The sequence below is a fragment of the Kosakonia sp. H02 genome, assembly GCA_030704225.1.
GTDB lineage: Bacteria > Pseudomonadota > Gammaproteobacteria > Enterobacterales > Enterobacteriaceae > Kosakonia.
The window spans coordinates 2,714,952-2,733,638 of record CP131915.1 but is presented as its reverse complement, the minus strand read 5'-3'; the positions used below and the strand labels follow the sequence as shown (position 1 = coordinate 2,733,638).

Below are 18,687 nucleotides of genomic sequence, written 5' to 3'. Positions count from 1 at the left end.
CTGGGGGTGAACCGGATATGTTCCGTGGCGCGACGTTGGTTAATCTCGACAGCAAAGGGCGGTTATCCGTTCCGACCCGTTATCGGGATTTGCTACAGGAGAATGCCTCCGGTCAAATGGTGTGTACCATTGACATCCGTCACACATGCCTGCTGCTTTACCCCTTGCCCGAATGGGAAATTATCGAGCAAAAACTGTCGCGTCTGTCGAGCATGAATCCGCTCGAGCGGCGAGTGCAACGTTTATTGCTGGGGCATGCCAGCGAGTGCCAAATGGATAGCGCCGGTCGCATATTGATTGCGCCTGTTTTACGGCAGCACGCCGGGCTAACCAAAGAAGTGATGCTGGTCGGGCAGTTCAATAAATTTGAGCTGTGGGACGAAACGACCTGGTATCAACAGGTCAAGGAAGATATCGACGCTGAGCAATCCGGTTCCGAAGGGCTTTCGGATCGGTTGCAGGATTTGTCTCTGTAATGATGATGGAAAATTTTAAACACACGACGGTGCTGCTGGATGAGGCCGTTAACGGCCTGAATATTCGTCCGGACGGCATTTACATTGATGGCACTTTTGGTCGCGGTGGTCACTCGCGCCTGATCCTCTCCCATTTGGGAGCGGAAGGCCGCTTGCTGGCGATCGATCGCGACCCGCAGGCGATTGCCGTCGCTAACACTATTGATGATCCCCGCTTCTCCATCATTCATGGACCTTTCTCTGCGCTGGCTGATTACGTTAGCGAGCGCGAACTTGTCGGCAAGATCGACGGTATTCTTCTCGATCTTGGCGTCTCATCACCGCAACTTGACGATCCCGAACGCGGCTTCTCCTTTATGCGCGATGGTCCGCTGGACATGCGTATGGATCCCACTCGCGGGCAATCTGCCGCCGAATGGCTGCAAACCGCAGAGGAAGCCGATATTGCCTGGGTGCTAAAAACCTTTGGCGAGGAGCGCTTCGCCAAACGTATCGCCCGCGCCATTGCTGAGCGCAATCGCGTGGATCCGATGACTCGCACTAAAGAGCTGGCTGAAGTTGTGGCGGCGGCGACGCCGGTAAAAGACAAATTCAAACATCCCGCGACCCGTACCTTCCAGGCGGTGCGCATTTGGGTGAACAGTGAACTGGAGGAGATAGAGCAGGCGCTAAAAAACTCGCTCGGCGTGCTGGCCCCGGGAGGCCGGCTTTCGGTTATCAGCTTCCATTCACTGGAAGACCGCATTGTAAAACGCTTTATGCGTGAGCAAAGCCGGGGTCCGCAGGTTCCTGCCGGGCTGCCGATGACCGAAGCGCAACTCAGTAAACTGGGTGGCCGTCAATTGCGAGCCTTAGGAAAATTGATGCCGGGCGAAGAAGAAGTGGCTGAAAACCCACGTGCCCGTAGTTCAGTTCTGCGTATTGCAGAGAGGACGAACGCATGATCGGCAGAGTGACAGAGACCCTCAGCAAAGTAAAAGGATCGTTAGGAAGCAACGAGCGCCATGCCTTGCCTGGCGTGATCGGCGACGATCTATTGCGGTTCGGGAAACTGCCACTCTGCTTGTTCATTTGCATCATCATGACGGCGATAACGGTGGTTACCACCGCGCACCACACACGCTTGTTAACCGCACAGCGTGAACAATTGGTCATCGAGCGCGATGCGCTGGATATCGAATGGCGCAACCTGATTCTTGAAGAGAACGCGCTCGGCGATCACAGCCGGGTTGAACGGATCGCCACGGAGAAGCTGCAAATGCAGCACGTCGATCCCTCTCAGGAAAATATAGTCGTGCAGAAATAGAGATGAATAAGGAACAACCCGACGCATGAAAGCAGTGGCGAAGACGATTAAACCGAAACGCCAGGAAGAACAGGCCAACTTTATAAGTTGGCGTTTTGCGTTGCTTTGCGGTTGTATCCTGCTGGCGCTGGGGTTCCTCATTGGCCGCGTGGCGTATCTGCAAATTATTAACCCGGACATGCTGGTTCGCGAAGGGGACATGCGATCCCTGCGCGTGCAAGAAGTGGCGACCTCGCGCGGCATGATAACTGACCGCTCCGGACGCCCGCTGGCGGTCAGCGTGCCGGTAAAAGCTATCTGGGCAGACCCGAAAGAGCTGCACGATGCGGGCGGTGTAACGCTGGATAACCGCTGGAAAGCGCTCGCCGATGCGCTAAATATGCCGCTCGACCAGCTTGCCACCCGCATTAACACCAACCCGAAGATGCGCTTTATCTATCTGGCGCGTCAGGTGAACCCGGATCTGGGCGATTACATCAAAAAACTCAAGCTGCCGGGCATTCATCTGCGTGAAGAATCCCGCCGCTATTATCCTTCCGGGGAAGTCACCGCTCACCTCATTGGTTTCACCAACGTTGATAGCCAGGGGATCGAAGGGGTCGAAAAAAGCTTTGATAAATGGCTCACCGGCCAGCCCGGAGAGCGTATTGTGCGTAAAGACCGCTATGGTCGGGTCATTGAAGATATCTCCTCAACGGACAGCCAGGCCGCGCACAACCTGGCGCTCAGCATTGATGAACGTCTGCAAGCCCTGGTCTATCGCGAGCTGAATAACGCCGTGGCGTTTAACAAAGCGGAGTCCGGTAGCGCCGTGCTGGTGGATGTCAACACCGGCGAAGTGCTGGCGATGGCGAATAGCCCCTCTTATAACCCCAATAATTTCTCCGGCACGGCGAAAGACGCGATGCGTAACCGCGCGATAACCGACGTCTTTGAGCCGGGCTCGACGGTCAAGCCGATGGTGGTGATGACCGCGTTACAGCGCGGCGTTGTCACGCCTAACACGGTGCTCAACACCGTGCCGTACCGGATTAACGGCCACGAAATCAAAGACGTGGCGCGATACAGCGAATTGACCCTTACCGGGGTGCTCCAGAAGTCGAGTAACGTCGGCGTTTCGAAGCTGGCGTTAGCGATGCCCTCCTCAGCGTTAGTAGATACTTACTCACGTTTTGGACTGGGAAAAACGACCAATTTGGGGATGGTCGGGGAACGCAGTGGCTTATTTCCTCAAAAACAACGGTGGTCTGACATAGAGAGGGCCACCTTCTCTTTCGGCTACGGGCTAATGGTAACGCCGTTACAGTTAGCGCGAGTCTACGCAACGATTGGCAGCTATGGCATTTATCGCCCGCTGTCGATAACCAAAGTTGACCCGCCGGTGCCGGGCGAACGCATCTTTAACGAATCCATTGTGCGCACCGTGGTGCACATGATGGAGAGCGTAGCGTTGCCGGGCGGCGGTGGGGTGAAAGCGGCAATCAAAGGCTATCGCATCGCGATCAAAACCGGTACGGCGAAAAAAGTCGGGCCGGATGGCCGCTACATCAACAAATACATTGCTTACACCGCTGGCGTCGCGCCTGCCAGCCGCCCGCGCTTTGCGCTGGTGGTGGTCATTAACGATCCGCAAGCGGGTAAATATTACGGTGGCGCGGTCTCTGCGCCGGTCTTCGGTGCCATCATGGGCGGCGTTCTGCGCACCATGAACATTGAGCCGGATGCGTTGACCACGGGCGAAAAAAGCGAGTTTGTAATTAATCAAGGCGAGGGAACAGGTGGCAGATCGTAATTTGCGCGACCTTCTCGCTCCGTGGGTGCCATCGGCACCGGAGCGAGCACTGCGGGAGATGACACTCGACAGCCGTGTGGCTGCATCGGGCGATCTCTTTGTGGCGGTGGTCGGTCATCAGGCGGACGGGCGTCGGTATATCCCGCAGGCGATTGCGCAAGGTGTTGCTGCCATTATTGCTGAAGCGAAAGACGAAGCAAATGACGGTGAAATTCGTGAAATGCACGGGGTTCCGGTCATTTACCTGAGCCAGTTGAATGAGCGCCTTTCCGCGCTGGCGGGCCGTTTCTACGGCGAGCCGTCTGAACAACTGCGTCTGATTGGCGTCACCGGCACCAACGGCAAAACCACCACCACGCAACTGCTGGCGCAGTGGAGCCAGTTGCTGGGCGAAACCAGCGCGGTGATGGGCACCGTTGGTAACGGTCTGCTGGGCAAAGTCGCGCCGACAGAAAACACCACCGGCTCTGCGGTGGATGTTCAGCATGTGATTGCTGGCCTGGCAGAGCAGGGCGCAACCTTCGCGGCGATGGAAGTCTCTTCCCACGGTTTAGTTCAGCATCGCGTTGCGGCATTGAAATTCGCCGCCTCGGTGTTTACCAATTTAAGCCGCGATCACCTCGATTATCACGGCGATATGACCCGCTACGAAGCGGCGAAATGGCTGCTGTTCTCCTCGCACCATTACGGCCAGGCGATCATCAATGCTGATGACGAAGTGGGCCGTCGCTGGCTGGCAAAACTGCCAGATGCAGTTGCGGTATCAATGGAAAACAACATTAACCCGGACTGCCACGGCCGCTGGTTGAAAACCCTGAGCGTGGATTACCACGACAGCGGCGCGACGATCCGTTTCGGCTCCACCTGGGGCGAAGGCGAAATCGAAAGCCGTCTGATGGGCGCGTTTAACGTCAGCAATCTACTGCTGGCACTCGCCACGCTCCTTGCGCTCGGTTATCCGTTAAATGAACTGCTGAAAACGGCGTCCCGCCTGCAACCGGTTTGCGGTCGCATGGAAGTATTTAGTGCGCCGGGCAAACCGACGGTGGTAGTCGATTATGCCCACACGCCAGATGCGCTGGAAAAAGCGTTGCAGGCCGCGCGCCTGCACTGCACCGGCAAACTGTGGTGCGTGTTTGGCTGCGGCGGCGATCGCGACAAAGGCAAACGTCCGTTAATGGGCGCGATTGCCGAAGAGTTCTCCGATGTACCGGTTGTCACTGACGACAACCCGCGAACCGAAGAGCCGCGCGCCATTATCAATGACATTCTGGCTGGCATGCTTGATGCGGGTCGGGCTCGCGTGGTCGAAGGCCGCGCGGAAGCGGTAACCAACGCCATTATGCAGGCCAAAGAGAACGATGTTGTCTTACTGGCCGGTAAAGGCCATGAAGATTATCAAATTGTCGGCACGCATCGTCTGGATTACTCCGACCGCGTAACGGCAGCGCGTTTGCTGGGGGTAGTGGCATGATTAGCGTAACGCTCAGCCAGCTCGCCGGCATTCTGCACGGTGAAATACATGGCCAGGACGCCACTATTGATGACGTAACCAGCGACACCCGCAAGCTGACGCCGGGTTGCCTGTTTGTGGCGTTGAAAGGCGAGCGCTTTGATGCCCACGACTTCGCCGATAAAGCAAAAGAGGGCGGCGCGGGCGCGCTGCTGGTCAGCCGCAAACTGGCTACCGACTTGCCGCAACTGGTGGTGAAAGATACCCGCCAGGCCTTTGGCGAACTGGCGGCATGGGTTCGCCAGCAGGTGCCGGCGCGCGTGGTTGCGCTGACCGGTTCTTCCGGCAAAACCTCGGTCAAAGAGATGACCGCCGCCATTCTTGGCGAGTGCGGCAATACGCTCTATACCGCAGGTAATCTCAATAATGACATCGGCGTGCCGATGACACTGTTGCGTCTCACCAAAGAACATCAATACGCGGTGATAGAACTCGGTGCTAACCACCAGGGCGAAATCGCCTGGACCGTTGGGCTGACCCGCCCGGAAGCGGCGCTGGTGAACAACCTGGCGGCGGCGCATCTGGAGGGTTTTGGTTCTCTGGCGGGTGTGGCGAAAGCGAAAGGTGAAATTTACACCGGCCTGCCAGCCAACGGCATCGCTATTATGAATGCCGATAACAATGACTGGCTGAACTGGCAGAGCATTATTGGCGATCGCAAGGTGTGGCGCTTCTCGCCGAACGCGGCGAACAGCGATTTTACCGCCACCAATGTCCATGTGACTTCCCACGGCACTGAATTCACCCTGCAAACGCCGACCGGCAATGTAGACGTGACGCTGCCGTTACCGGGCCGTCATAACATCGCCAATGCGCTGGCCGCAACCGCGCTGGCAATGGCGGTGGGAGCAAGCCTGGAGACAGTCAAACAGGGGCTGGCGAAGCTGAAAGCTGTGCCGGGGCGTTTGTTCCCGGTGCAATTGGGTGAAAACCAACTGCTGTTGGATGACACCTACAACGCGAACGTGGGTTCAATGACCGCCGCAGCGAATGTGCTGTCTGAAATGCCGGGCTACCGGGTCATGGTGGTGGGCGATATGGCCGAGCTGGGTGATGAGAGCGAAGCTTGCCACATTCAGGTGGGTGAAGCGGCGAAAGCCGTCGGTATCGATAAAGTGCTGAGTGTCGGCACGTTAAGTAAAGCCCTGAGCGACGCCAGCGGTGTTGGCGAGCATTTTAATGACAAGGCGGCAGTAACGGCGCGCTTAAAAGCGCTGATTGCTGAGCAGTCAATTATTACCATTTTGGTGAAAGGTTCACGTAGTTCCGCCATGGAAGAGGTGGTACGCGAATTACAGGAGAACGGGACATGTTAGTTTGGCTGGCCGAACATTTGGTCAAATATTATTCCGGCTTTAACGTCTTTTCCTATTTGACGTTTCGCGCCATTGTCAGCCTGCTGACCGCGCTCTTCATCTCATTGTGGATGGGGCCGCGCATGATTGCCCGCTTACAGAAACTCTCTTTTGGCCAGGTTGTGCGTAACGACGGCCCGGAATCGCACTTCAGCAAACGCGGCACCCCAACGATGGGCGGGATCATGATCCTCACCGCCATTGTGGTTTCCGTACTGTTGTGGGCTTACCCGTCAAACCCGTATGTCTGGTGCGTACTGGTGGTGCTGGTGGGTTACGGCGTGATTGGCTTTGTCGATGATTACCGCAAAGTGGTGCGCAAAGACACCAAAGGGCTGATTGCCCGCTGGAAATATTTTTGGATGTCGGTGATTGCGCTGGGCGTCGCCTTCGCGCTTTATCTCGCCGGGAAAGATACGCCAGCTACAGAGCTGGTGGTGCCGTTCTTTAAAGATGTGATGCCGCAACTGGGGCTGTTCTACATCCTGCTGGCTTACTTTGTAATTGTCGGTACCGGCAACGCCGTCAACCTGACGGATGGCCTTGATGGGCTGGCTATCATGCCCACGGTGTTTGTCGCAGGCGGTTTCGCGCTGGTAGCCTGGGCGACCGGTAACATGAATTTCGCCAACTACCTGCACATTCCGTATCTGCGTCACGCTGGTGAGCTGGTCATTGTCTGTACGGCGATTGTCGGTGCCGGGCTGGGTTTCCTGTGGTTCAACACCTATCCGGCACAGGTCTTTATGGGTGATGTCGGGTCGCTGGCGCTGGGCGGCGCGCTGGGCATTATTGCCGTGCTGCTGCGCCAGGAGTTCCTGCTGGTGATTATGGGTGGCGTCTTTGTGGTGGAAACCCTGTCGGTGATTTTGCAGGTTGGCTCGTTCAAACTGCGCGGCCAGCGCATTTTTCGCATGGCACCGATTCACCACCACTATGAATTGAAAGGCTGGCCGGAACCGCGCGTCATTGTGCGCTTCTGGATTATTTCGCTGATGCTGGTGCTGATTGGCCTGGCAACGCTGAAGGTGCGTTAATCATGACGGATTACCAGGGTAAAAAAGTCGTCATTATCGGTTTAGGCCTGACAGGCCTTTCCTGCGTGGACTTTTTCCTTGCGCGCGGCGTGACGCCGCGCGTGATGGACACGCGCATTGCACCGCCGGGGCTGGACAAGTTGCCGGAGGAGGTGGAGCGCCATCTTGGTAGTCTCAACGACGACTGGCTGCTGGCCGCTGATCTGATTGTTGCAAGCCCTGGCATCGCACTGGCGCATCCCTCCCTGAGCGCAGCGGCGGATGCAGGCGTCGAGATCGTCGGTGATATCGAACTGTTCTGCCGTGAAGCGCAAGCGCCGGTTATCGCCATTACCGGTTCGAACGGTAAAAGCACCGTCACTAAACTGGTCGGTGAAATGGCCGAAGCCGCCGGTAAGAATGTGGGCGTGGGGGGCAATATCGGTCTTCCCGCGCTGATGCTGCTCGATGACGAGCGCGAGCTGTATGTGCTGGAGCTTTCAAGCTTCCAACTGGAAACCACCTCCAGCTTGCAGGCCGTGGCGGCAACTATCCTTAACGTGACCGAAGATCATATGGATCGCTATCCGTTTGGCTTGCAGCAGTATCGCGCCGCCAAACTGCGTATCTATGAAAACGCGAAAGTGTGCGTGGTGAATGCCGATGACGCATTAACCATGCCGGTACGCGGTGCCGATGAGCGCTGCGTCAGTTTTGGCGTTGACGTTGGCGACTATCACCTGAACCGCCAGCAGGGCGAAACCTGGCTGCGTGTTAAAGGCGAGAAAGTGCTGAATGTCAAAGAGATGAAGCTGAGCGGCCAGCACAACTACACCAATGCGCTGGCGGCGCTGGCGCTGGCAGATGCGGCCGGTTTACCGCGCGCCAGCAGCCTGAAAGCGCTAACCACCTTTAGCGGGTTGGCGCACCGCTTTCAGCTGGCGCTGGAGCACAACGGTGTGCGCTGGGTTAACGACTCAAAAGCTACCAACGTCGGCAGCACCGAAGCGGCGCTTAATGGTTTGCAGGTCGATGGCACGCTGCATCTGTTATTGGGCGGCGACGGTAAGTCGGCAGATTTCACGCCGCTGAAACGCTATCTCAGCGGCGATAACGTTCGGTTGTACTGCTTCGGACGCGATGGCGCGGAACTGGCTGCGCTGCGCCCTGACGTAGCCGAACAAACAGACACGATGGATCAGGCGATGCGGCTGATTGCCACACGCGTGCAGCCGGGCGATATGGTGTTGTTATCACCCGCCTGCGCCAGCCTCGATCAGTTTAAGAATTTCGAACAACGGGGTGATGAGTTTACCCGTCTGGCGCAGGAGTTAGGCTAATGCGTTTAACGCTTCCCCGCCCGAGAATGCCGCGCCTGCCAGGATATAGTCTCCTGGCGTGGCTGTTTGCGGCATTAAAAGGCTGGGTAATGGGCTCGCGACAGAAAGATAGCGACAGTCTGGTGATGTATGACCGCACGCTGCTGTGGTTAACACTGGGCCTGGCGGCGATCGGCTTCATTATGGTGACCTCGGCGTCAATGCCGGTAGGACAGCGCCTGACGGACGATCCTTTCTTCTTCGCTAAACGCCACGCCTTGTATCTGTTCCTGTCGTTTTGTATGGCGATGGTGACCCTGCGCCTGCCGATGGATTTTTGGCAAAGATACAGCTCTGTCATGCTGATCGCGTCGATCATTATGTTGTTAGTGGTGCTGGTGGTCGGGAGTTCGATCAACGGGGCATCGCGCTGGATCGATCTCGGCGTGATGCGTTTTCAGCCGGCGGAATTTACCAAGCTGTCGCTGTTTTGCTACCTGGCGAACTACCTCGTACGCAAGGTGGACGAAGTGCGTAATAACCTGCGCGGCTTCCTGAAACCGATGGGGGTTATCCTGGTGCTGGCGATTTTGCTGCTGGCACAGCCGGACCTCGGTACGGTGGTCGTGCTGTTTATCACCACGCTGGCGATGCTGTTCCTGGCGGGCGCGAAGCTGTGGCAGTTTATCGCGATTATCGGTATGGGCATTTCGGCGGTGGTGCTGTTGATTCTGGCCGAACCGTACCGTATTCGCCGCGTGACCTCATTCTGGAACCCGTGGGAAGATCCCTTTGGTAGCGGTTATCAGTTAACGCAGTCGCTGATGGCGTTTGGTCGCGGCGAACTGTGGGGGCAGGGGCTCGGTAACTCGATTCAGAAGCTGGAGTATCTGCCGGAAGCGCATACCGACTTCATCTTCTCCATTATCGGCGAGGAACTCGGTTATATCGGTGTGGTAGCCGCGCTTTTAATGGTATTCTTCGTCGCTTTCCGCGCCATGTCCATTGGCCGAAAAGCGCTGGAGATTGACCACCGTTTCTCCGGTTTCCTTGCCTGTTCGATAGGTATCTGGTTTAGCTTCCAGGCGCTGGTTAACGTCGGTGCGGCAGCCGGTATGCTGCCAACCAAGGGGTTAACCTTGCCGCTTATCAGTTACGGCGGTTCCAGTTTATTGATTATGTCAACGGCGATAACGCTGTTGCTGCGCATAGATTATGAAACGCGTCTGGAGAAAGCCCAGGCGTTTACACGAGGTGTGTGATGAGTGGTCAACCGAAGCGGTTAATGGTGATGGCGGGCGGTACCGGCGGGCATGTTTTCCCCGGTCTCGCGGTCGCGCACCATTTGATGGATCAGGGCTGGCAAGTGCGCTGGCTCGGAACCGCCGATCGCATGGAGGCTGACCTGGTACCAAAAAACGGTATTGAGATTGACTTCATTCGCATCTCCGGCCTGCGTGGCAAAGGCCTCAAGGCACAGCTGTTAGCGCCGGTACGGATTTTCAACGCCTGGCGTCAGGCGCGCGCGATTATGCGCCGCTTTAAGCCGGACGTGGTGCTGGGAATGGGCGGTTATGTTTCCGGCCCCGGCGGGCTTGCCGCCTGGTCTCTTGGCATTCCCGTGGTGTTGCATGAACAAAACGGGATTGCCGGTCTGACAAACAAATGGCTGGCGAAAATCGCCACCAAAGTGATGCAGGCGTTTCCCGGTGCATTCCCGAAAGCGGAAGTGGTGGGTAACCCGGTGCGTGTGGATGTGCTGGCGCTGCCGCTGCCGCAGACGCGTCTGCCAGGGCGTGAAGGTCCCATTCGCGTGCTGGTTGTCGGCGGCTCGCAAGGCGCGCGCGTGCTGAACCAGACCATGCCGCAAGTGGCGGCAAAACTGGGCGCGGCGGTGACCATCTGGCATCAGAGCGGCAAAGGCGCGCAGCAGGATGTTGAACAGGCTTATGCGGCGGTGTGTGCAGCGCAGCATAAAGTTACCGAATTTATTGACGATATGGCTCAGGCCTATGCGTGGGCCGATGTGGTTGTCTGCCGCTCCGGTGCGTTAACGGTCAGTGAGATTGCCGCTGCGGGTTTACCGGCGCTGTTCGTGCCGTTCCAGCACAAAGACAGACAGCAGTACTGGAATGCCCTGCCGCTGGAAAAAGTCGGCGCGGCGAAGATTCTGGAGCAGCCGCAATTTACCGCTGAGACGGTCGCGGCAACGCTTGCTGGCTGGAACCGCGACGTATTAGTGGAGATGGCTGAACGCGCTCGCGCGGCGGCGATCCCGGATGCCACCGAGCGGGTGGCACATGAAGTCAGCCTGGCAGCTCAGGCATAAATACTGGCGACGCCTTTTTGCGTCGCGCTACTTTTTGATGTCGATGGCGTTTAGAGAATGAATACACAAGAACTGGCGAAACTGCGTTTAATCGTGCCCGAGATGCGTCGCGTCCGGCACATTCACTTCGTTGGCATCGGCGGTGCCGGCATGGGCGGTATTGCCGAAGTGCTGGCCAACGAAGGCTACCAGATTAGCGGTTCCGATTTGGCTCCGAACCCGGTGACGCAGCAGTTAACGTCCCTTGGTGCCACGATTTATTTTAACCATCGCCCGGAAAACGTCAGCGATGCCAGCGTCGTGGTCGTCTCCAGCGCCATCGCTGCCGACAACCCGGAAATTGTTGCAGCGCAGGAAGCGCGTATCCCGGTGATCCGCCGCGCGGAGATGCTGGCTGAGTTAATGCGTTTCCGCCATGGCATCGCTATTGCCGGTACGCACGGGAAAACCACCACCACCGCGATGGTGTCCAGTATTTATGCAGAAGCCGGGCTTGACCCGACTTTTGTTAACGGTGGGCTGGTTAAAGCTGCCGGGGTGCATGCGCGCCTGGGCCATAGCCGTTACCTGATTGCCGAAGCGGATGAGAGCGACGCCTCTTTCCTGCATCTGCAACCGATGGTGGCGATTGTGACCAATATCGAAGCCGATCATATGGATACCTACCAGGGCGACTTCGAAAATTTAAAAACGACGTTTATTAATTTTCTGCACAATTTGCCGTTTTATGGCCGTGCAGTGATGTGTGTCGACGACCCGGTGATTCGCGAGTTGCTGCCGCGTGTGGGCCGTCAAATTACGACTTACGGATTTAGCGACGATGCGGATGTGCGTGTTGAAAATTACCGCCAGCAGGGGCCGCAGGGACACTTCACGCTGGTGCGTCAGGATAAGCCGGAACTGCGCGTAACGCTGAATGCGCCCGGTCGCCATAACGCGCTGAACGCGGCGGCCGCGGTAGCCGTGGCGACGGAAGAGGGCATTGACGACGACGCCATTCTGCGCGCGCTGGAAAGTTTCCAGGGCACTGGCCGTCGTTTCGACTTCCTCGGCGAGTTCCCGCTGGATGCGGTAAACGGCAAAAGCGGTACGGCGATGCTGGTGGATGATTATGGCCATCACCCGACGGAAGTGGACGCAACGATCAAAGCCGCTCGCGCAGGCTGGCCGGATAAAAACCTGGTCATGCTGTTCCAGCCGCATCGTTACACGCGTACCCGCGATCTGTACGACGATTTTGCCAATGTGCTGACGCAGGTTGATTCGCTGTTGATGCTGGAGGTTTACCCGGCGGGCGAAGCGGCCATTCCGGGCGCAGACAGCCGTTCGCTGTGCCGCACTATTCGCGGTCGCGGGAAAATTGACCCGATTCTGGTTCCCGATCCGGCGCAGGTGGCAGCAATGCTGGCGCCGGTGCTGACCGGTAATGATTTGATTCTGATTCAGGGGGCGGGGAATATCGGCAAAATAGCCCGCAGCCTCGCGCAGAGCAAACTGGTACCGCAGACCCAGGAGGAGGAGCATCGTGGCTGAGAAAGTCGCTGTTTTGCTGGGCGGCACGTCCGCCGAGCGTGATGTTTCGCTCAATTCTGGTGCAGCGGTGCTGGCAGGTTTGCGCGAAGGCGGTGTGGATGCGCACGGTGTGGATCCGCGCGAGGTTGATGTCACCCGCCTCAAAGAGATGGGCTTTAGCAAAGCGTTTATCGCTCTGCATGGTCGCGGTGGCGAAGATGGCACATTGCAGGGGCTGCTGGAACTGACTGGCGTGCCTTACACCGGTAGCGGTGTGATGGCCTCCGCCATTTCGATGGACAAATTGCGCAGCAAGCTGCTGTGGCAAGGCGCCGGGTTGCCAGTTGCGCCGTGGGTTGCCGTAACGCGTAGTGAATTTGAATCAGGCCTAAAAGACGATGATATTCAACGGATTGATGGGCTGGGGTTACCTGTTATTGTCAAGCCCAGCCGTGAAGGCTCCAGTGTGGGTATGTCAAAAGTTGACAAAAATAGCGATCTGCATGCGGCTTTAGCGCTTGCATTTCAACATGATGATGAAGTTCTGATTGAAAAATGGCTCAGTGGCCCGGAATTTACCGTCGCGCTGCTTGGAAATGAAATTTTACCGTCGATTCGCATCCAACCGGCGGGAATCTTCTATGATTATGAGGCGAAGTATCTCTCTGATGAGACGAAGTATTTCTGTCCATCAGGTCTGGAAGCAGAACGTGAGGCTGCATTGCAGTCCCTGGTGTTTAAAGCGTGGCAGGTTTTAGGTTGCCGTGGTTGGGGGCGCATTGATGCCATGCTGGATAGCGACGGTCAATTTTATTTGCTGGAAGCGAATACGTCGCCGGGCATGACCAGCCACAGCCTGGTGCCGATGGCAGCGCGTCAGGCGGGCCTGAGCTTCTCGCAACTGGTTGTTCGTATTTTGGATCTGGCGGAGTGATATGTCTCAGGCTGCGCTGAATACACGAAATCGCGAAGCGGAGGCCGTAACGACCTCCCGCCGCAACAATGGAACGCGCCTTGCAGGCATTCTGTTCCTGTTGACGGTGTTGTGCACCGTGTTAGTGAGCGGCTGGGTGGTGTTAGGTTGGATGGATGATGCGCAACGTTTGCCGTTGTCGAAGCTGGTATTAACCGGCGAGCGTCATTACACCCGTAACGACGATATTCGTCAGTCGATACTGGCATTGGGCGCGCCTGGCACCTTTATGACCCAGGACGTCAACATTATTCAGAGCCAGATTGAACGTCTGCCGTGGATCAAGCAGGCGAGCGTCAGAAAGCAGTGGCCAGACGAATTGAAGATTCATCTGGTTGAATATGTGCCCATTGCGCGGTGGAATGACCAGCACATGGTTGATGCGGATGGCAATGCCTTTAGCGTACCGGCGGAGCGAACCAGTAACCAGATTTTACCGATGCTGTACGGCCCTGAAGGCAGCGAAAGCGAAGTTTTGCAGGGATACCGCGACATGGGGCAGGTGCTGGCAAAGGATAAGTTCACGTTAAAAGAAGCGGCGATGACCGCGCGGCGCTCCTGGCAATTAACGTTGAGCAATGACATCAAGCTCAACCTGGGCCGTGGCGATACGATGAAACGTCTTTCGCGCTTTGTAGAACTTTACCCGGTTTTGCAGCAGCAGGCGCAGACGGATGGCAAAGCGATTAGCTACGTGGATTTACGCTATGACTCAGGTGCGGCTGTAGGCTGGAAAGCAGCCCCTGTTCAGGAACCGAATCAGCAGCAAAATCAGGCACAACAGAATCAGGCACAGGCAGAGCAACAATGATCAAGGCGACGGACAGAAAACTGGTAGTAGGGCTGGAGATTGGCACCGCGAAGGTCGCCGCTTTAGTAGGGGAAGTTCTGCCCGACGGTATTGTGAATATCATTGGCGTAGGCAGTTGCCCATCCCGCGGGATGGACAAAGGCGGAGTGAACGATCTGGAGTCGGTGGTGAAATGCGTACAGCGCGCCATCGATCAGGCCGAACTGATGGCCGATTGCCAGATCTCCTCGGTCTACCTTGCGCTCTCGGGGAAACATATTAGTTGCCAAAACGAAATTGGTATGGTGCCGATTTCAGAAGAAGAAGTGACGCAGGAAGATGTGGAGAACGTAGTGCATACCGCCAAATCGGTGCGTGTACGTGATGAACACCGCGTTTTGCATGTTATTCCGCAGGAGTACGCCATTGACTACCAGGAGGGGATTAAAAACCCGGTAGGTCTGTCCGGCGTACGTATGCAGGCGAAGGTTCACCTGATTACCTGCCATAACGATATGGCGAAAAACATCGTTAAAGCCGTTGAACGATGTGGTTTGAAAGTTGACCAACTTATTTTCGCCGGACTGGCGTCCAGCTACTCCGTATTGACGGAAGATGAGCGCGAATTGGGTGTCTGCGTCGTCGATATCGGCGGTGGTACAATGGACATGGCGGTTTACACCGGCGGCGCGCTGCGTCACACCAAAGTTATCCCGTATGCGGGGAATGTGGTGACCAGCGATATCGCTTACGCTTTCGGGACGCCGCCGAGCGATGCAGAGGCGATTAAAGTTCGCCACGGTTGCGCGCTGGGTTCCCTGGTCGGCAAAGACGAAAGCGTCGAAGTACCGAGCGTGGGCGGCCGTCCGCCGCGTAGTCTGCAACGCCAGACGCTTGCAGATGTGATTGAGCCGCGCTACGCGGAGTTACTCAATCTGGTGAATGACGAGATTTTGCAGTTGCAGGAGCAGCTTCGCCAGCAGGGCGTGAAACATCACCTCGCGGCGGGGATTGTGTTGACAGGAGGCGCGGCGCAAATGGAAGGCCTGGCGGCCTGCGCACAGCGTGTATTCCATACGCAGGTGCGTATTGGTGCGCCTCTTAATATTACTGGCTTAACTGATTACGCCCAGGAGCCGTATTATTCTACGGCGGTGGGGCTGCTGCACTACGGGAAAGAGACCCATTTAAGTGGTGAAGCGGAAGTAGAAAAGCGTACGTCAGTCGGCTCGTGGTTCAAACGAATCAACAGCTGGCTGCGAAAAGAGTTTTAATTTTTTTCAGAGACCGTAGAGAATTAGCGGTCTCAGGCGACAGGCACAACGGAGAGAGATTATGTTTGAACCGATGGAATTAACCAACGACGCGGTGATTAAAGTCATCGGCGTCGGTGGCGGCGGCGGTAATGCCGTAGAGCATATGGTGCGCGAGCGCATCGAGGGGGTTGAATTCTTCGCCGTGAATACCGACGCGCAGGCGTTACGTAAAACGGCGGTGGGTCAAACCATTCAGATCGGCGGTGGTATCACCAAAGGTCTGGGCGCAGGGGCTAACCCTGAAGTCGGCCGTAACGCGGCAGAAGAAGATCGTGAAGCGCTGCGCGCTGCGCTGGAAGGCGCTGACATGGTCTTTATCGCAGCGGGTATGGGCGGCGGTACCGGTACTGGTGCTGCGCCTGTCGTGGCTGAAGTAGCAAAAGATCTGGGTATCCTGACCGTTGCTGTTGTGACGAAGCCATTCAATTTTGAAGGCAAGAAGCGCATGGCATTTGCGGAGCAGGGGATCACCGAACTGTCCAAGCATGTGGACTCGCTGATTACCATTCCGAACGACAAGCTGCTGAAAGTGCTGGGTCGCGGCATCTCTCTGCTGGATGCTTTTGGCGCAGCAAACGACGTGCTGAAAGGTGCAGTGCAGGGTATCGCGGAATTGATCACCCGTCCTGGCCTGATGAACGTCGACTTCGCTGACGTGCGCACCGTGATGTCCGAAATGGGCTACGCGATGATGGGCTCCGGCGTGGCAAGCGGTGAGGATCGTGCAGAAGAAGCGGCCGAAATGGCGATTTCCAGCCCGCTGCTGGAAGATATCGACCTGTCCGGCGCGCGTGGTGTGCTGGTTAACATCACGGCGGGCTTTGACCTGCGCCTGGACGAGTTTGAAACTGTCGGTAACACCATTCGTGCGTTCGCGTCAGATAACGCGACTGTGGTTATCGGTACGTCGCTCGATCCGGATATGAATGACGAACTGCGCGTAACAGTTGTTGCTACCGGTATCGGCATGGACAAGCGTCCTGAGATTACGCTGGTAACCAACAAACAGGCGCAGCAGCCAGTGATGGATCGCTACCAGCAGCACGGCATGCAGCCGATGCAGCAGGAGCAGAAACCGGCGAAAGTGGTCAACGACAATACGCCGCAGACCACAAAAGAGCCCGATTACCTGGATATTCCGGCGTTCCTGCGTAAACAAGCGGATTAAGAATTGACTGGAAGTTGGGCTTCTTCGCTCTTTGTGCTAAACTGGCCCACCCATTGTGTTATACAATTTGGTTGGATTGGTAATTAGGCGAGATTATACGATGATCAAACAAAGGACACTTAAACGTATCGTTCAGGCGACTGGTGTCGGTTTACATACCGGCAAAAAAGTCACACTGACGTTGCGCCCTGCGCCGGCAAATACCGGGGTCATCTATCGTCGCACTGACTTAAATCCACCGGTAGACTTTCCGGCTGATGCTAAATCTGTGCGTGATACTATGCTCTGTACTTGTCTGGTCAACGAGCATGACGTGCGGATTTCAACCGTCGAGCACTTAAATGCGGCTCTGGCGGGGCTGGGTATCGACAACATCATTGTCGAAGTCGATGCACCGGAAATTCCTATTATGGATGGCAGTGCAGCACCGTTCGTTTACCTGTTGCTGGATGCAGGGATCGAAGAGCTGAACAGCGCCAAGAAATTCGTTCGCATCAAAGAAACGGTGCGTGTTGAAGATGGCGATAAGTGGGCAGAGTTCAAACCGCATAACGGTTTTACGCTCGATTTCACTATCGACTTCAACCACCCGGCGATTGATGCCAGCACGCAACGCTACGCGATGAACTTCTCTGCCGATGCATTTATGCGCCAGATTAGTCGCGCGCGCACCTTCGGTTTCATGCGTGATATCGAATACCTCCAGTCGCGCGGATTGTGCCTGGGCGGTAGCTTCGATTGTGCCATCGTAGTTGACGATTATCGCGTACTGAACGAAGACGGCCTGCGTTTCGAAGATGAATTTGTTCGTCACAAAATGCTGGATGCAATCGGCGATCTGTTCATGTGCGGTCACAACATCATCGGCGCATTTACCGCGTACAAATCCGGTCATGCTTTGAACAACAAATTGTTGCAGGCTGTTCTGGCAAAACAGGAAGCCTGGGAATATGTGACTTTCGAAGACGAAGCTGAACTGCCGCTGGCATTCAAAGCACCTACTATGGTTCTGGCATAACGCCATAACCTAAAAATCGACTGGTTAACCTGGCACTCTCTCCGGTCAGGGAAACCAGTCGTTTTTCTTTGCCCGTTAGTTGGCTATCTCAATTTACCCCTGTTCTTTTCATAATCACGCCTCCGACCCTTTTGCGCGTTTGATTGCTGCTTTCCTGGTCAGTTTTATCCCGCATAAGTCCTGAATACTGCTGTGTGCAGGCGGCTTTAGTGGTAAGATTTGGGCGCAAACGACATACACAGACGCAGCTTCAGGGAAGCGTCTTTTTTGGTGGAGCAAGTGAGCGGAATTCTTACGCGTTGGCGACAATTTGGTAGACGCTATTTCTGGCCGCATCTCTTATTAGGGATGGTCGCGGCGAGTTTTGGCTTGCCTGCACTCGCCAGTAATACCGAAACTGCTCATCCCGCGCGCGAAACCACCCGCAATCACGACAGCGCCAGTACGGTTAATTTCACCAGTCTCGCCTTGCTGGAAGCGAAACGCCGCCCGAACTTCACCGTCGATTACTGGCATCAGCATGCCATCCGCACCGTTATTCGTCATCTTTCGTTCGCCATGGCACCGCAGGCACTGCCGGTTGCAACGGAAGAACCTTTGCCCATTCAGGCGCATCATCTTGTTTTGCTGGATACGCTCAGCGCATTGCTGACGCTGGAAAGCAAGCCGCCAGCCATCGTGCGTCTGGTGGCGCAAACCTCATTTACTCCGCATGCTTCATTTAGTGTCTCTGCCTGGATAAGCCAGGTGCAGGGCATACGCGCCGGCCCACGATTTCTCAGCTAAAAAATAGAGTGATTCATC

The 18,687-nt window shown here is 56.2% G+C and carries 17 protein-coding genes; all 17 read left to right on the top strand.

What is annotated here, in order from left to right:
* Nucleotides 1-17: 17 nt before the first annotated feature.
* Nucleotides 18-476, top strand: coding sequence for a division/cell wall cluster transcriptional repressor MraZ (gene mraZ, locus Q5705_12825; protein WLI75482.1), 459 nt, complete (start codon nt 18-20; stop codon nt 474-476).
* A 2-nt stretch (nt 477-478) separates the two neighbouring features.
* Nucleotides 479-1,420, top strand: a complete 942-nt coding sequence (rsmH, locus tag Q5705_12820) for a 16S rRNA (cytosine(1402)-N(4))-methyltransferase RsmH (GenBank protein WLI79025.1) — start codon at nt 479-481, stop codon at nt 1,418-1,420.
* Entirely contained in the window at nt 1,417-1,782 is a 366-nt protein-coding gene (gene ftsL / locus Q5705_12815) for a cell division protein FtsL (protein WLI75481.1), read from the top strand. Before rsmH ends, ftsL begins: the two co-directional genes overlap by 4 nt.
* A 25-nt stretch (nt 1,783-1,807) precedes the next feature.
* Nucleotides 1,808-3,574 carry a peptidoglycan glycosyltransferase FtsI gene (locus Q5705_12810; protein WLI75480.1) on the top strand — a complete coding sequence of 589 codons (1,767 nt, stop codon included), beginning with the start codon at nt 1,808-1,810 and terminating at the stop codon, nt 3,572-3,574.
* On the top strand, nt 3,561-5,048 hold the full coding sequence (gene murE / locus Q5705_12805) for a UDP-N-acetylmuramoyl-L-alanyl-D-glutamate--2,6-diaminopimelate ligase (protein ID WLI75479.1): 1,488 nt from the start codon (nt 3,561-3,563) through the stop codon (nt 5,046-5,048). The genes Q5705_12810 and murE overlap by 14 nt, the downstream gene beginning before the upstream one ends.
* A complete protein-coding gene (murF, locus tag Q5705_12800; protein WLI75478.1) occupies nt 5,045-6,403 on the top strand; it encodes a UDP-N-acetylmuramoyl-tripeptide--D-alanyl-D-alanine ligase in 1,359 nt (452 codons plus the stop codon). Before murE ends, murF begins: the two co-directional genes overlap by 4 nt.
* Complete coding sequence (mraY, locus tag Q5705_12795) at nt 6,397-7,479, top strand: phospho-N-acetylmuramoyl-pentapeptide-transferase (GenBank protein WLI75477.1); 1,083 nt, start codon at nt 6,397-6,399, stop codon at nt 7,477-7,479. Before murF ends, mraY begins: the two co-directional genes overlap by 7 nt.
* 2 nt (nt 7,480-7,481) lie before the next feature.
* Nucleotides 7,482-8,798, top strand: a complete 1,317-nt coding sequence (murD, locus tag Q5705_12790) for a UDP-N-acetylmuramoyl-L-alanine--D-glutamate ligase (protein ID WLI75476.1) — start codon at nt 7,482-7,484, stop codon at nt 8,796-8,798.
* Complete coding sequence (gene ftsW / locus Q5705_12785) at nt 8,798-10,039, top strand: cell division protein FtsW (protein WLI75475.1); 1,242 nt, start codon at nt 8,798-8,800, stop codon at nt 10,037-10,039. Before murD ends, ftsW begins: the two co-directional genes overlap by 1 nt.
* Nucleotides 10,039-11,106 (top strand): undecaprenyldiphospho-muramoylpentapeptide beta-N-acetylglucosaminyltransferase, encoded by a 1,068-nt coding sequence (gene murG, locus Q5705_12780; GenBank protein WLI75474.1) that lies wholly within the window; start codon nt 10,039-10,041, stop codon nt 11,104-11,106. Before ftsW ends, murG begins: the two co-directional genes overlap by 1 nt.
* A 57-nt stretch (nt 11,107-11,163) precedes the next feature.
* Complete coding sequence (gene murC / locus Q5705_12775; GenBank protein ID WLI75473.1) at nt 11,164-12,639, top strand: UDP-N-acetylmuramate--L-alanine ligase; 1,476 nt, start codon at nt 11,164-11,166, stop codon at nt 12,637-12,639.
* Entirely contained in the window at nt 12,632-13,552 is a 921-nt protein-coding gene (locus Q5705_12770; protein ID WLI75472.1) for a D-alanine--D-alanine ligase, read from the top strand. Before murC ends, Q5705_12770 begins: the two co-directional genes overlap by 8 nt.
* A gap of 1 nt (nt 13,553) precedes the next feature.
* Entirely contained in the window at nt 13,554-14,402 is an 849-nt protein-coding gene (ftsQ, locus tag Q5705_12765) for a cell division protein FtsQ (protein WLI75471.1), read from the top strand.
* Nucleotides 14,399-15,655, top strand: a complete 1,257-nt coding sequence (gene ftsA / locus Q5705_12760) for a cell division protein FtsA (GenBank protein ID WLI75470.1) — start codon at nt 14,399-14,401, stop codon at nt 15,653-15,655. The genes ftsQ and ftsA overlap by 4 nt, the downstream gene beginning before the upstream one ends.
* A 61-nt stretch (nt 15,656-15,716) precedes the next feature.
* Nucleotides 15,717-16,865 carry a cell division protein FtsZ gene (gene ftsZ, locus Q5705_12755; GenBank protein WLI75469.1) on the top strand — a complete coding sequence of 383 codons (1,149 nt, stop codon included), beginning with the start codon at nt 15,717-15,719 and terminating at the stop codon, nt 16,863-16,865.
* A gap of 100 nt (nt 16,866-16,965) precedes the next feature.
* Complete coding sequence (gene lpxC, locus Q5705_12750; GenBank protein ID WLI75468.1) at nt 16,966-17,883, top strand: UDP-3-O-acyl-N-acetylglucosamine deacetylase; 918 nt, start codon at nt 16,966-16,968, stop codon at nt 17,881-17,883.
* A gap of 279 nt (nt 17,884-18,162) precedes the next feature.
* Nucleotides 18,163-18,669 (top strand): secA translation cis-regulator SecM, encoded by a 507-nt coding sequence (secM, locus tag Q5705_12745; protein WLI75467.1) that lies wholly within the window; start codon nt 18,163-18,165, stop codon nt 18,667-18,669.
* The last annotated feature ends 18 nt before the right edge of the window (nt 18,670-18,687 follow it).